The organism is Sphingobium sp. CECT 9361, assembly GCF_918741285.1.
Taxonomy (GTDB): domain Bacteria; phylum Pseudomonadota; class Alphaproteobacteria; order Sphingomonadales; family Sphingomonadaceae; genus Sphingobium.
The window spans coordinates 778,386-793,150 of sequence record NZ_CAKKNC010000001.1; the positions used below are offsets into that span (position 1 = coordinate 778,386).

Consider the following 14,765-nt stretch of genomic DNA (forward strand, 5'->3'; position numbering starts at 1 on the left):
GCATCATGGCAACCGAAGTCAAAGTCCCCACGCTGGGCGAATCCGTAACCGAAGCAACCGTTGGCGCATGGCTGAAAAAGCCCGGCGATGCGGTGGCGCTCGATGAGGCTATTTGCAGCCTTGAAACCGATAAGGTCGCAGTCGATGTGCCGTCGCCCGTCGCGGGTGTGCTGGGCCAGCAACTCGTCAAGGAAGGCGATACCGTCAATGTTGGCGCGGTAATCGCGGTCATTGAAGCGGGCGGTGCTGCTGCCGCGCCTGCGCCCGCTGCCGCCGCTGCACCGGCCCCCACACCGGCTGCCAAGGCAGAATCGGCGGCGCCTGCACCTGCAGCCTCGGCGCCTGCGGAGGACGACGACAGCGAAGGCGGCAATCTGACGCTGTCGCCCGCCGTGCGCCGCATGGTGCTGGAACATGGTCTCGACCCGAGCAAGATCAAGGGCACCGGCAAGGACGGTCGTCTGACCAAGGACGACGTCGCCGCCGCCGTTGCTGACGGCACAGCGAAAGCCGCTGTCGCTTCCGCCGCCAGCGCAGCGCCTGCTGCTGCCGCTGCGCCGTCCGCGCCCGGTCGCGGCGAGGAGCGTGTGCGCATGACGCGCCTGCGCCAGACTGTCGCCAAGCGTCTCAAGACCGCGCAGGAAACCGCTGCGCTGCTCACCACCTTCAACGACGTGGACATGACCGCCGTCATCGAAGCGCGCGCGAAGTACAAGGATCTGTTCGAAAAGAAGCATGGCGTACGCCTCGGCTTCATGGGCTTCTTCACCAAGGCGGTGACGATGGCCCTGCGCGACATCCCCGGCGTCAATGCGCAGATCGACGGCGATGAAATCGTCTACCACGATTATGCCGACATCTCGGTCGCGGTTAGCGCGCCCAACGGTCTGGTCGTGCCCGTGATCCGCAACGCCGAAAGCATGAGTGTCGCGGAAGTCGAAAAGACCATCGGCGACTTCGGCAAGAAGGCCAAGGACGGCACGATGACCATGGAAGACATGAAGGGCGGCACCTTCACCATCTCCAACGGCGGTGTATTCGGATCGCTGATGTCCACGCCGATCATCAACACCCCGCAAAGCGCCGTGCTGGGCCTGCACCGCATCGAAGACCGCGCCGTCGTCCGCGACGGTCAGATCGTAATCCGCCCGATGATGTACATGGCATTGAGCTACGACCACCGCCTGATCGACGGTCGCGAAGCCGTGACGTTCCTGGTCGCGGTGAAGAACGCGATCGAAGATCCGACGCGGTTGCTGATCGATTTGTGAGCCACCCATAACAACCGTGTTCCTGCGCAGGCAGGAACCCAGTAAATAGCACCGCCTGAGTGCTTCATCCGATTACTGGGATCTGCACTGCTCTGGAACACGTTTGATAATGGAGACAGTCTACGAAGCGCGGTTTCGTCTACCTGATGGCCAGCAATAAGAATGGCACGCTGTATCTGGGCGTGACCAGCGATTTGGCCCAGCGGGCATGGCAGCATCGCAACGGTCTGGGCGATGGGTTCAGCAAACAATATCGCTGCTACCGACTGGTTTGGTTTGAATGTCATGATGATTTGCAGGAAGCCAGACAACGCGAATTGCAAATGAAGAAATGGAAGCGCGAATGGAAAATCAATCTGATCGAGGACGCAAATCCTGATTGGCGCGATCTGTTCGATGAAATAGCAAGTTAGGTGCTCTTGCGCAGGCGGGAGCGGGAAATGTCCAGGCGCGCAAGCGTTGCACCATTACTGGGTTCCTGCCTTCGCAGGAACACATAAGCGAGGTGAAGAATGGCCGAATTTGATTATGATGTGCTGGTGATCGGCGCGGGGCCGGGTGGTTATGTGGCGGCGATCCGCGCGGCGCAGCTTGGTCTGAAGACGGCCTGTGTCGAGTCGGGTTCGACGCTGGGCGGCACGTGCCTAAACGTTGGCTGCATCCCGTCGAAGGCGCTGCTCAACGCTTCGCATCATTTTGACGCGGCCGCCTCGGGCGCGTTGCTCAAGCATGGTATCAAGATCGGCAATGTCGAATTGGATCTGCCCGCGATGCTGGCCGACAAGGATGATGCGGTAAAGAGCCTGACGGGCGGTATCGAATTCCTGTTCAAGAAGAACAAGGTCGACTGGATCAAGGGTCTGGCTACGTTCAAGGATGCGCATAGCGTAGACGTTGCGGGCAAGACCGTGACGGCGAAGAACATCGTCATCGCAACGGGTTCCTCGGTAACGCCATTGCCGGGTGTCGAAGTCGACAATGCCAAGGGTATCGTCGTCGATTCGACCGGCGCGCTGGCGCTGCCCAAGGTGCCTGAGCATATGGTCGTCATCGGTGGCGGCGTGATCGGGCTGGAGCTTGGCTCGGTCTGGCGGCGTCTGGGTGCGAAGGTCACGGTTGTCGAATATCTCGACCAGATCCTGCCCGGCATGGACGGCGACGTGCGCAAGGAAGCGGCCAAGATCTTCAAGAAGCAAGGCTTCGACATCAAGACCGGCACCAAGGTGACCGGCGTGTCGGTGAAGGGCAAGAAAGCCACCGTGTCGGTCGAGCCTGCCGCTGGCGGCGACGCGACGGCTATCGAAGCGGACGTGGTGCTGGTCGCCATCGGTCGCAAGCCCAATACCGACGGGCTGGGTCTCGACAAGATCGGGCTGGAGCTCAACAAGCGCGGCCAGATCGAAACCGACCATGAGTTCGGCACCAAGGTTGCCGGCGTTTGGGCTATCGGCGACGTGATCCCCGGCCCGATGCTCGCGCATAAGGCGGAGGACGAAGGCGTTGCCGTGGCGGAAAACATCGCAGGGCTGACGGGCATCGTAAACCACGATGTCATTCCCTCGGTCGTCTACACCCATCCCGAAATCGCAGGCGTCGGCCTGACCGAAGAGGCCGCGAAGGAACGCGGCGCGGTCAAGGTCGGCAAGTTCCCGATGATGGCGAACAGCCGTGCCAAGGCGATCCGCGACACTGAAGGCTTCGTGAAGGTCATTGCCGACGCGGATACCGACAAGGTGCTGGGCGTCTGGATCATCGCGTCGCCCGCCGGCGACATGATTGCCCAAGCGGCGCAGGCCATGGAATTCGGTGCATCGTCCGAAGACATCGCCTACACCTGCCACGCGCATCCCACCCACGCCGAAGCGTTCAAGGAAGCGTCGATGGCCGTGCAGGGCAAGCCCATCCACATGTAATTCCCGGCGGAGGCTGCAGATGGCGGATGCGGGATTGACGGACCCGGACCGAGTGCTGGATCGCCCGGTCTGGTCTGCACTGACCGGGCGCCAATCGGCCCTCGCCATCGGCGGAGCTAAGGCGCTACGCTTTGCGCGGTATCGTAGTCGTCCGCAGCGCCTTGTGCGTCCAAATGGTCGCGACATCGGTCACGCCCCCAACCGGGAGTTTCGATGTTCAGGATCTGGACGATGCCGACGCAGCCGACATGCTGGCGTTGGCGACGCTCACCGCACCCGGACCTTTTGCCGAAAAGACGCATCGGCTAGGCGGCTTCGTCGGCATTCGCGAAAATGGACGGCTGCTCGCCATGGCCGGGGAGCGGATGAAGCCCGGGCCCTTTACGGAAATCAGCGGCGTGTGCACACAGCCGGACTGTCGTGGCCGGGGCTATGCCGGTTTTCTGATGCGCGTCGTGGCATCGCGCATATTGGCGCGCAACGAAAAGCCGTTTCTTCACAGCTACGCGACGAATGCGGCTGCCATCGCCTTGTACCAGTCGCTCGGTTTTGCGGTGCATCAGTCGATTACGGCAACGGTGCTCAGACGGGTTTAACCCCACAAATTCCCCGGCAACAGCATGCCGTCGCGCATTGCCAAGGCACCCGCGCGGTCCTTGGCGAGCAATAGCGCACCGTCCAGATCGACCCAATCCGCGCCCTGTGCCGCAAGGAATGCGGGCGCAATGCCCAGCGATGTGCCGAGCATGCAGCCCAGCATGATGCGCAGCCCGCGCGCGCGCGCCGCTGCGGTCAGGGCCAGCGCTTCGGTCAGGCCACCGGCCTTGTCGAGCTTGACGTTCACTGCCGAAAAGCCAGTAAGCTTGTTCAGATCGTCGCGCGTATGAACGCTTTCGTCCGCGCAGAACGGCACTGGCGATTGCACCCCCCTCAGCATCTCCTCATGCCCGTGCGGGATGGGTTGCTCGATCAGCTCAACGCCCAGCGCGGCCAGCGCGGCTGCTTCCGCCGCCACATCCATCTCGGCCCAGCTTTCGTTGGCGTCGACGATCAGGCGGACATGGGGTGCGCCCCGGCGCACCGCCGCAATCCGGTCACGGTCGCCTTCTCCGGTCAGCTTGCATTTCAGCAGGGCAAAGCCGCGCGTGGCGGCGGTCTGTGCATCCTTTTCCATCTGTGCGGGATCGTTCAGGCTGATCGTGAAGGCGGTCGGCACCGCGACCGGAGCATGCAATCCTGCACGCTGCCAGACGGGGACGCCCGTGCGTTTCGCTTCATAATCCCACAGGGCGCAGTCGAGCGCGTTGCGCGCCGCACCGCTGTCCATGCCCCGGTTGACGCTGTCCCGGTCCATCGGTCCGCGATACGCAGTGATGGCGACTGCGCAATCCTCCGCCGTTTCGCCTTCATAATATATGGCGGTGCCTTCGCCGCGCCCGACATGGGTGCCGTCACCTACGGTGCAGACGATGACATCGACATGCGTCTTCGCGCCGCGACTGATGATGAAGGCGCCATCGACCGGCCAGCGTTCGACTGTTGCTGAAACTATTTCGACCATCGGATTGCTTTAGGCGGCTTGGCGAGCAGCGCAAACCCCATGCGGGCTTTCCCGCGCGTCGGTTGCGCGGTACAGAGACGAGCGAGCCCCCGAACCCAGGATAAACAAACCGTGACATCACGAGAGCTTACCGGCTTGCTGCCCCTTGCTCAGGGCGATTCTGCGCAGCCTTTTTTGCGCAAGGCAAATGACTGGATATGGCGGCTCAGCTTCGGAGCGATCGGCTGGCCGTGGCTGCTGAGGAGCCTGCATGGCGGCAGCAAGGCAGATAAGCGGGCATTAATGAACGCGCTGGGCCTTGCACCCGATTCGCTGCCCCATCTGGGAAGCTGGAAAGCCGATACGGGATTCCTGCGCCATATCGTGATGAACATCGCGCGGTTACGCCCTGCCGTGACGGTGGAACTGGGGGCTGGCGCATCGACTCTGGTTGCGGCCAAGGCGATGGCGCTGCATGGCGGGGGATCGCTGATCAGTTTCGATCAGCATGCCGGTTTCGTCGAAGGGACGCGCAACTGGCTGAAGGACAATGGCTTGTCGGTCGATATACGCCACGCCCCGCTGGAGGCCGAAGTCGATGGCTGGCCGGGGCGCTGGTACAGCGTGGATCGCCTGCCCGAGCGGATCGACCTCATCATCATCGACGGACCGCCCTGGAGCATTCATCCGCTCGTACGCGGTGCGGCGGATAGCCTGTTCCGGCGGTTGGCACCCGGCGGCGTGATCCTGCTGGACGATGCGGCGCGTCCCGGCGAGCGGCTGGTGGCGCGGCGCTGGCGCAAGCGGTGGCCGGATATCGATTTTTCCCTATTGCATGACGGGACGAAGGGAACGCTGGTCGGCGTGAAGCGCGCCGTGGGCGTGCCGCCTGCACCCGCCAATGACCGGGGCACACCGACGCGCCATATGGTGCGCGCGGCGGGTATCGCTGCGCTGATTGCGACTGGCTGGATTGGACATGGCGTGCTCGGCGAGTTTCCTCAACCCGCGCGCGCAGCGGACACACGTTTCATCGATGAAGCCGCTGCATCGCACCGCACGGGCCTGTTGCGGCAGGCGATGGTGTCGCAGGTGGAAAGCACGCATCTGGACAGCGGAGAGATCGCGCGTTCGACTGGCCTGCGCTTGCCGACCCTGCCCGCCGGATGGAAAGTGCGCGATGTGCAGCTTTACCCGACCGAGGGCACGTCCGCCGTGGCCCTGTCGCTGACGACGCCCCAGGGCGAGTCGGTTACGCTGCTGACCGGTCGGGCGGAAACCCCTGCCGAGGGAAAGCCGCTGGTCACCAAGCGCGAGAATGAGAACATTGCCTATTGGGAAGAAGGCGATCAGGCGTTGGCGCTGACCGGGACGATATCGCCCAGCCGTGCGCTGGAGCTGGCCGCGTTGCTGGCGCGAAAGCCGCAGGAGAGCTGATCGCAATCACGGGCGGCGAACGCGCGTTCAGCCGCCCGGAATGATGTTTCTGACTTAGCCGTCTTGGACTTGGCCGTTGTGCGTGGCGATCCACTCTTCGACGACGGGGGCGATCTTCGTCCGCCACTTGCTGCCGTTGAAAATGCCATAGTGGCCGACGCTTTCGGCCATATAATATTTCTTGTGACTATCGGGCAGGTTGGTGGCGATGGTCAGCGCCGCCTTGGTCTGACCCAGGCCCGAAATATCGTCGCGCTCTCCTTCGATCGCCAGGATGCCTATATCCTTGAGCGCAGCGGGATCGACCAGTCGACCGCGATGCATCAGTTCACCCTTGGGCAGGCTGTGCTTCTGGAACACTTCGCTGACGGTCTGGAGGTAGAATTCCGCCGTCATGTCGCAGACGGAGCGATATTCCTCATAGAATTTCTTGGTGGCGTCGGCGCTGTCATCGTCACCATCGACCAGATGCTTGAACATCTCCCAGTGGCTGACGAGGTGATCGCCCAGATTCATCGTCATGAACCCGGCAAGCTGCATGAAGCCGGGATAGACGCGGCGACCGTTGCCGGGATAGTTGAAGGGCACCGTCGCCACGACATTCTGTTCGAACCAGCCGATGGGCCGTTCGGTGGCCAGCGTATTGACCGCCGTAGGCGCTGCGCGCGTGTCGATCGGTCCGCCCATCATTGTCAGCGTCCGTGGGCGGGCAGGGTGCTTGTCCGCCGCCATCAGGCACGCGGCAGCATAGCTCGGCACAGACGGCTGACAGACCGCCAGCATATGCGCGCCCGGGCCGATATGCTCCAGCCAGCCGACCAGATAATCGACATAGTCGTCCAGATCGAACGTACCCTCGGACATCGGGACGTTGCGCGCGTCGCGCCAGTCGGTGATCCACACGTCATGACCGGGCAGCATCCGCTCGACCGTGCCGCGCAGCAGCGTGGCAAAATGGCCGGACATCGGTGCCACGATCAGCAATTTGGGATCGCCGGCCTTAACGCCGTCACGAGTGAAATGGCGCAGTTGACCGAAAGGCTTGCGCGCCTCGATGACTTCGGCGATCGCAACGGTCTTGCCACCGATTTCGGTGGTGGGCAGGCCGAACGCAGGCTTGCCGCGCGGTGCAGAGGCGTGCGCGAACACATCGAGCGCAGAGGCCAGCATCGGCCCGCCGCCAAAATAGGAAAAGGGATTGGCCGGATTGTTCAGCAATTCCGCACCGGCATTGGCAAACGCGCTTGCCCCGGCGAGGAGGTTGCGCTGAAACTCATAGGCGCTGTAAAGCATGATAAACCTGCATTCCTTCTAGGATCGCTCCAGGAGCGATCTGACATCAAAGCCTGTTTCGTATCGCACTGCAACGTAAATAAATCGATTGCGTTGCATGCATGTGCCGATATGCGCCAACACCGAAACGAATATCTCGGTCACCGTCCTTCACCAGCAATAGCGATTGAGGGGGCCTGCGTGGGCTGCTAGGTCACTTTCCATGAGCAGGGACAACAGCGGGGCAACGACCCCCGACACGCAAAACGGCATCGTGGACAAGGCGGAGGCGCCGCGCGGTAAAAAGCTCGCCAGCCTCGGCATGTTGTGGCTTTTCGCCCGGAATTATCCGGGCCGCATCGCCAGCGCACTGACGGCGCTGCTGTTTGCATCGGCGGCTACGCTGGCGATTCCCAGCGGGTTCAAACTGGTCATCGATCGCGGCTTTTCCGGCGGGGGGTCGGGCGGCGATATCGGCCGCTGGTTCCAGTATCTGCTGCTGATTGTCATATCGCTGGGTATCGCCACGGCTTGCCGCTATTATTTCGTCTCCTGGCTTGGTGAGCGCGTCGTTTCGGACATCCGTGCCGCGGTGCAGCGCAACCTGTTGCGGATGGCCCCGCGTTTCTTCGAGGAAAATCGTCCGTCCGAAATTGCCTCGCGCATGACATCGGACACGGCTGTCATCGAACAGGTCGTGGGAACGACGGTTTCTGTCGCTTTGCGCAATGCCGTCACGGGCGTTCTGGGCATCGGCTATATGATTGCGCTGGCGCCCAAGCTGGCGGGCATGATGCTGCTGGGCATACCGCTCGTCATTCTGCCCATCGTCTTCATGGGCCGCAAAGTGCGCGTTCTTTCGCGCAACAGTCAGGATCGTCTGGCCGATGTCGGCAGCATGACGTCCGAAGTGTTGGGCGCGATGCGGATCGTGCAGTCCTTCGGGCAGGAAGAGCGCGAAGCGGCGCGGTTCAAGGGCGCAGTCGAATTTGGTTTCGAAACTGCGCGCCGCCGCATCCGCTTGCGCGCGATCATGACTGGCGTGGTGATCTGCCTGATCTTCGGCGCGGTCACGATGATCATGTGGCAGGGTGCCATCGACGTGGCGAGCGGCAAGCTGTCGGGCGGTGCTATTGCCGCCTTTGTCCTGACCAGCGGACTCGTGGCAGGTGCATTCGGATCGCTGACGGAGACGTGGGGCGATTTGTTGCGCGGTGCGGGTGCGGCTGAGCGACTGAACGAGTTGATGACTGCAGTGCCGGACATCGCGCCGCCTGCGCAGCCCATCGCTGTTCCGCGGATCGAACGGGCAAAGCTGGCGTTCGACCATGTGACATTCCTTTACCCGACCCGACCCGATGCCAAGGCGCTGGACGATTTCACGCTGACCGTCGAACCCGGCGAAACAGTGGCAGTCGTCGGTCCGTCGGGGGCCGGCAAATCGACGCTGATCCAGTTGGCGCAGCGCTTCTACGACCCGCAGGGCGGGTCTGTTCGTCTGAACGATGTCGATCTGCGCGATGCCGATCCGTCGGATATCCGCGCGATGATGGCGCTGGTGCCGCAAGAAAGCGTGATCTTCGCGGCGTCCGCGCGCGACAATCTGCGCTACGGCAATTGGGACGCGACCGACGACCGGCTGTGGGAAGCGGCCCGTGCCGCCCATGCCGAGGATTTCCTGCGCGCGCTGCCGCAGGGGCTGGACAGCTTCATGGGCGAAGCAGGCACGCGCCTGTCGGGTGGGCAGCGTCAACGTATCGCGATTGCCCGCGCGCTGCTCCGCGATGCGCCGATCCTGTTGCTGGACGAAGCGACGTCCGCGCTGGATGCCCAGTCAGAACGGCTGGTGCAGGACGCGCTAGACACGCTGATGCGCGGACGCACTACCATCGTCATCGCGCACAGGCTCGCCACGATCCGCGCCGCCGACCGCATCGTTGTGATGGATCAGGGCCGGATCGTCGAACAGGGCAGCCACGCCACGCTCAACGCGCAGGGTGGCCTCTATGCGAAGCTCGCGCGGCTGCAGTTTCACGACGAGGCGGCGTAACGCCTAGCGCACGCCCTCCGCATAATAACGCTCCATGTCTAACCGCATCTGGTGGAGCGATTGCGGGTTCAGATAGATCATGTGGCCCGATTCATAGTATTTGAACTGCAGGTTCTTCTGTAGCGACGGGTCCAGCATCATGTGCTTCAGGCTCTGCTCCGTCGCGAAGAACGGCGTCGCCATGTCGTAATAGCCATTGAGCGACAGCACGCGCAGATGGGGGTTGATCCGCATCACGGCGGATAGATCGGCCGTGGAATCGACGACACTTTGCGTCGACCCGTCGGGTGCCTTGTGCGACAGTTCCCACTTCCAGTCCGCACCATCCCGCGCGCTCAGGCGATAGGTAAGGTCGGTGTCATAGCCCATGTCGCCCAGCCGCTGCAGGAAGCTGCCGACATACAGGCCCGTGATCCCCGTACTCGACGCATCATATTCCGGCCGGTCGCCTGCCGCATCGTCATCCATGCCGGTGTAGCGCGAATCGAGCCGCCCGATGGTCGTGCGATTGTCGCGCAGCAGCTCCTTGCGGAAACGGCTGAGGCTGATGCGCAGATTGGCGCGCTTGATGAACTCGGGCGACAGGCCGGTGAGGCGGCTCATCTGCTGCGCGACGCTGTCCAACTCGGCAGGGGTGATGTCCGATCCCTTGGCGAGTGCCGCGCTATAGGGGCCGTTGGCGAACTGGCGCGCCTGCTCGACGATGGTGGCGACATCGGCGGGGCGGTCGGCGATCCGGTTGTGATACCATGCCGTCGCGGCGTAGCTGGGGAAGAGGCCAATGAAATCCACATCCAGCCCCGGTTGCCGCACGCCGTAATTCATGATCGACGACAACAGGATGACCCCGTTCAGCGCCATGCCCTGATCCTCCAGCTTGTACGCCAGCGCCGCCGAGCGCGGCGTGCCATAGCTCTCGCCGAAGATATATTTGGGATCGCCCCAGCGCTTGTTGACGGTGACATAGCGGGTGATTGCCTTCGCAAAGGCATCCACATCCTTGTCGAAGCCATAGAAATCCGACGCGGGCGTATCGCCCAGAGGCCGCGAATAGCCTGCGCCCATCGCGTCGAGGAACACCATGTCGGTGCTGCCGATCAGCGTGTCTTCATTGGCCGTAACGGGGAAGGGGGCAGGGGCCACGGCCTGCGGTTCGTTGGTCTGGACACGCATCGGCGCGAACGATCCCATCCGCAGCCAAACCGTCGAGGAGCCGGGACCGCCATTATAGAGGAACGTTACCGGACGGCGCTTTCCGTTGGTGGAGGGCGCGGTGTAGGCGGTGTAGAATATGCTGCCGGTCGGCTTGCCATTCATGTCGCGCAGCGTCAGCGTTCCTGCGGTCTCGGTAAAGCCGATGGTCCGTCCGCCGACCGTCACCTTGCCCGCGCGCGATGTCTTCGCTTCGATGACCGGCGCTGTGGTCCAGTTTGCTGCGACATCTTCCGCGGTCTTGGCCGCCTTGGCTTCGGTGGCGCTTTTCGCGCTGCCTTCCTTCTGCGCGAAAGCGGGCGTGGACGCGGCGAGCAAGGCAATGGCGGCGGTGATGGCAGTGTGAATGGCGGTCATGCAAGGCCCTGAAATAAAGTGATAATCGGATGGCATATTCTTACGCAGACTTTGCGCATGTGCAATGCTCTTTCCGCAGCTGCCAAAATCGCGGAGCCTTCCGCCCTCCCGCTCGTTCGACCCGTCGTTGGCCTGTCATGCAGCAGGCATAGCCTACCGATCGTTCACCCGAAGGAGACAGTGTCATGAAAATCAATCGTAGCGGATCGGCCGTATGGAGCGGTGGCCTCAAGGACGGCAAAGGTGCGATTTCGACGCAGAGCGGCGCACTCGATGCGCATCCTTATGGCTTTGCCGCGCGGTTTGAAGGCGTTGCCGGGACCAATCCGGAAGAACTGATCGGCGCGGCCCACGCCGGGTGCTTTACCATGGCGTTGTCGATGATCCTGGGCGAAGCTGGCCTAACCGCTGATAAGATGGAGACCAAGGCCGTCGTGACGCTGGAACAGGCCGACGGCGGTTTCGCGATTACTGCAATCGCGCTGACGTTGACGGCCAGCATCCCCGGCACCGACGACGCGACGTTCCAGGAACTGGCGGCAAAGGCCAAGGCGAACTGCCCGGTATCCAAGCTGTTCAAGGCGGAAATCACGCTCGACGCAACGCTCGAAGGATAGTTTGCAATTCAGGTAGTGAAATGCAACGGATCATGCCCTATATCGGGGGCATGACCATTTTATCCATCCTCGATCTCGTTCCCGTTACGCAGGGGAGCGACGTGTCCACCGCACTGGCCAATGCCGCCGATTATGCCCGCACCGCAGAAGCGTTGGGCTATCGGCGGTATTGGACAGCCGAGCATCATGGCATGGCCGGGATCGCGTCGGCGGCAACGTCTGTCGTGCTGGCGCATATTGGCGCGGCCACGTCCACGATTCGCATCGGGGCGGGCGGCATCATGCTGCCCAATCACGCGCCGCTGGCGATCGCCGAGCAGTTCGGCACGCTGGAGGCACTGTATCCCGGCCGCGTCGATCTGGGTCTGGGTCGCGCACCCGGATCGGACCAGCGCGTTGCGCAAGCGATGCGGCGTACGTTGGCGGGCGGGGCGGATCAGTTCCCGCGCGATATCATGGAATTGCAGGCCTATTTCGCAGGCGACGACCGCCTTGGCTTCACCGCGACGCCCGGTGCAGGCGCGGATATTCCACTGTGGATTTTAGGGTCCAGCCTCTACGGCGCGCAACTCGCGGCAGCATTGGGCCTCCCTTACGCTTTCGCCTCGCATTTCGCGCCCGACGCACTGGATGACGCGCTGGCCATCTATCGCCGCGATTTCCGCCCTTCGGCGCAGCTTGATCGCCCCTATGCCATGGCCGGTTTCAACATCTTCGCTGCCGATACGCGCGAGGAAGGGGAATTTCTGGCAACCTCTATGATGCAAAGCTTCGTCGCGCTGCGCACCGGCACCCCCGGCAAGATGCAGCCGCCGGTTGCAGGCTATCGGGAAAATCTGCCCCCGCAGGCGCAGGCGATGCTGAACAATGTGCTGTCCTGCTCCGCCATCGGCGACCGCGACGATGTGGCGCGCGACCTTGCTGCCTTCGTCAAGCGTACCGGCGTCGACGAAGTGATGGTCAGTGGCGCGATATTCGATCCCGCCGCCCGCAAGCGCTCCATCGCGATTGCGATGGAGGCTGCGGAACAGATTGGCGCTCTGGAAGCCGCGTAAGCGCTTACCAGATCTTCACGCGATCCTCAGGCTTCAGCACCAACTTGCCATCGGCGGCAGGCTTGAACGCATCGTACCACGCATCGAAATTGCGCACGATGTCGGTGCGATAGCGTGACGGCGAGTGCGGGTCGATGACCAGCAACTGACGCAACCGTGCCTCGCGGTCGTTGCGCCGCCACACCTGCGCCCAGCCCAGGAAAAAGCGCTGATCGCCGGTCGTGCCGTCGATCACCGGCGCAGCCTTGCCGCCTAGCGAAGCGTGATACGCATCCAGCGCCACGGCCAGACCACCCAGATCGCCGATATTCTCACCCAGCGTCAGCGCGCCTTTCACATGCTCGCCCGGAAACGGCTCATAGGCGTCATATTGCGACACGAGCTTGCCGGTCAGCGCCTTGAAATTGGCGACGTCCTGATCGGTCCACCACTGCACCAGCTTGCCGGTTTCGTCATATTTCGATCCCTGATCGTCGAAATGATGGCTCAGTTCATGGCCGATCACGGCACCGATGCCGCCATAGTTGACCGCCGGATCGGCATTGGGATCGAAGAAGGGCGGCTGCAGGATAGCGGCGGGGAAGACGATCTCCACCATGCCGAAATTGGCATAGGCGTTGATTTCCATCGGCGTCATGCCCCATTCCCAGCGGTAGATGGGCTTGCCCAGCTTGCCGACGCTATAGGCAAAGTCGAATTGCTTGGCGCGCAGGGCATTGCCGAACAGGTCGTCTGCCTTGATCTGCAGCCCGGCATAATCGCGCCACTGGTCGGGATAGCCGATCTTGGGCGTGAAGGCCGCGAGCTTCTTGTGTGCGCGCGCCTTGGCCTCCGCACTCATCCAGGACAAGCCGTCGATGCGGCGACCCCATGCGAGCAGCACATTCTTCACAAGCGCGTCGGCGGCGGCCTTCGTTTCCGGCGGGAAATATTTGGCGACGTAGACCTTGCCGACTTCCTCGCCCAGATTGGCTTTCATGAAGTTGATGCCCCGCTTCCAGCGGTCCTCGCGCTGCGGCGTGCCGGACAGGGTGGTGCCATAGAACGCGAAATTCTGTGCGCCGATCGCGTCGGGCAGAACGTCGGCATAGGCTTCGAGGCTGCGGATCAGCAGCGCGTCTTTCAGAACGTCGATAGGCGCCTTGGCCAGAATCGCGGCGGTGCCGGTAAAGGCGGTGGGCTGAGCAATCAGCAGGTCGGTCGAAGCAATGCCATTGGCTTTGAGGAACGCTGCAAAGTCGAAACCCGGTGCGGCCTTGGCAAGCTCCGTCAGCGTCATCTTGTTATAGGTCTTGTCCGCATCGCGGCTGTCGACGCGCGTCCAGTGCACTTTGGCGATGTCGGTTTCCAGCACCATCAGCGCCGTGGCGCGCGCGGCGGCATTGTTCTCGCCTGCCAGTTCCAGCATCTTGGTAAGATGCGCAACATAGGCGGCGCGATCCGCCTTCATCTTCTCGCTATCGGTCAGATAATAATCGCGGTCGGGCATGCCGAGGCCGGACTGGGTCATCTGCGCGATGTAAGTGTCGGGGGCCTTGTCGTCCTGACCGACATAGAGCGCGAACGGACCCTTTACGCCGTTACGCGCGGCCTTGGCGACCAGCGCGGCATAGCCCTTGCGATCCTTCAAAGCCTTGATGTCGTTCAGCCACGGCTTGATGGGTGCCAGCCCTTTGGCCTCGACCGTCGCTGCGTCCAGATAGCTGGCATAGGCTGCGCCGACCTTGCTTTGCGGATCGCCCTTGGCCGCATCCAGAATTTCGCGGGTGCGTGTCTTGGAAAGGTCGTCGAGGACGGTGAACATGCCGAAGCTCGATTTATCCGCCGGGATCGGATGGCTGCGTGCCCAGCCGCCATTGGCATGATCGTAAAATTCATCGCCCGGTTTGACCGTTGGGTCCATCCCCGCCGTGTCGAAGCCATAGGTGCCAAGTTGCGGCTTCGCGGTCGTCGATGCGGGTGTGGTCGTGCTTGTCTTGGCGGGCTGCGCAAGGGCCGGATACTGCATCGCGAATACCAGCGCGGTGGCGGTTGCGAACCT

At 62.6% G+C, this 14,765-nt stretch carries 12 protein-coding genes; 8 read left to right on the plus strand and 4 right to left on the minus strand.

What is annotated here, in order from left to right; translation table 11 throughout:
* Window positions 1-5: 5 nt before the first annotated feature.
* The 4 genes from odhB to LQ220_RS03505 all read left to right on the plus strand — a co-directional run bounded on the left by odhB (window position 6) and on the right by LQ220_RS03505 (window position 3,780).
* A complete protein-coding gene (gene odhB / locus LQ220_RS03490; RefSeq protein WP_230186873.1) occupies window positions 6-1,271 on the plus strand; it encodes a 2-oxoglutarate dehydrogenase complex dihydrolipoyllysine-residue succinyltransferase in 1,266 nt (421 codons plus the stop codon).
* A 143-nt stretch (window positions 1,272-1,414) separates the two neighbouring features.
* Window positions 1,415-1,684 carry a GIY-YIG nuclease family protein gene (locus LQ220_RS03495; protein WP_290369014.1) on the plus strand — a complete coding sequence of 90 codons (270 nt, stop codon included), beginning with the start codon at window positions 1,415-1,417 and terminating at the stop codon, window positions 1,682-1,684.
* A gap of 99 nt (window positions 1,685-1,783) precedes the next feature.
* Window positions 1,784-3,184 carry a dihydrolipoyl dehydrogenase gene (gene lpdA / locus LQ220_RS03500; protein ID WP_230186875.1) on the plus strand — a complete coding sequence of 467 codons (1,401 nt, stop codon included), beginning with the start codon at window positions 1,784-1,786 and terminating at the stop codon, window positions 3,182-3,184.
* A 131-nt stretch (window positions 3,185-3,315) separates the two neighbouring features.
* On the plus strand, window positions 3,316-3,780 hold the full coding sequence (locus LQ220_RS03505; protein ID WP_354956931.1) for a GNAT family N-acetyltransferase: 465 nt from the start codon (window positions 3,316-3,318) through the stop codon (window positions 3,778-3,780).
* On the opposite strand, the gene LQ220_RS03510 is transcribed toward LQ220_RS03505, so the two are convergent.
* Entirely contained in the window at window positions 3,777-4,745 is a 969-nt protein-coding gene (locus LQ220_RS03510; RefSeq protein WP_230186876.1) for a dipeptide epimerase, read from the minus strand. The genes LQ220_RS03505 and LQ220_RS03510 overlap by 4 nt on opposite strands.
* 111 nt (window positions 4,746-4,856) lie before the next feature.
* Between LQ220_RS03510 and LQ220_RS03515 the strand changes: the two genes are divergently transcribed.
* Window positions 4,857-6,161, plus strand: coding sequence for a class I SAM-dependent methyltransferase (locus tag LQ220_RS03515; RefSeq protein WP_230186877.1), 1,305 nt, complete (start codon window positions 4,857-4,859; stop codon window positions 6,159-6,161).
* 54 nt (window positions 6,162-6,215) lie between these two features.
* Here the strand turns inward: LQ220_RS03515 and phaZ are convergent, their stop codons facing one another.
* Window positions 6,216-7,454: a polyhydroxyalkanoate depolymerase gene (phaZ, locus tag LQ220_RS03520; RefSeq protein ID WP_230186878.1), complete on the minus strand. Its 1,239-nt coding sequence runs from the start codon at window positions 7,452-7,454 to the stop codon at window positions 6,216-6,218.
* A gap of 202 nt (window positions 7,455-7,656) precedes the next feature.
* Between phaZ and LQ220_RS03525 the strand changes: the two genes are divergently transcribed.
* Window positions 7,657-9,483: an ABC transporter transmembrane domain-containing protein gene (locus LQ220_RS03525; RefSeq protein ID WP_290369007.1), complete on the plus strand. Its 1,827-nt coding sequence runs from the start codon at window positions 7,657-7,659 to the stop codon at window positions 9,481-9,483.
* Window positions 9,484-9,486: 3 nt separating this feature from the next.
* Here the strand turns inward: LQ220_RS03525 and LQ220_RS03530 are convergent, their stop codons facing one another.
* On the minus strand, window positions 9,487-11,052 hold the full coding sequence (locus LQ220_RS03530; protein ID WP_230186879.1) for a peptidase S10: 1,566 nt from the start codon (window positions 11,050-11,052) through the stop codon (window positions 9,487-9,489).
* 185 nt (window positions 11,053-11,237) lie between these two features.
* Between LQ220_RS03530 and LQ220_RS03535 the strand changes: the two genes are divergently transcribed.
* Complete coding sequence (locus tag LQ220_RS03535; RefSeq protein ID WP_230186880.1) at window positions 11,238-11,669, plus strand: OsmC family protein; 432 nt, start codon at window positions 11,238-11,240, stop codon at window positions 11,667-11,669.
* A gap of 50 nt (window positions 11,670-11,719) precedes the next feature.
* On the plus strand, window positions 11,720-12,724 hold the full coding sequence (locus LQ220_RS03540) for an LLM class flavin-dependent oxidoreductase (protein ID WP_230186881.1): 1,005 nt from the start codon (window positions 11,720-11,722) through the stop codon (window positions 12,722-12,724).
* Window positions 12,725-12,728: 4 nt separating this feature from the next.
* Here LQ220_RS03540 and LQ220_RS03545 read toward each other — a convergent pair whose 3' ends face one another.
* Entirely contained in the window at window positions 12,729-14,732 is a 2,004-nt protein-coding gene (locus tag LQ220_RS03545) for a M13-type metalloendopeptidase (protein WP_230187255.1), read from the minus strand.
* Between the last annotated feature and the right edge of the window lie 33 nt (window positions 14,733-14,765).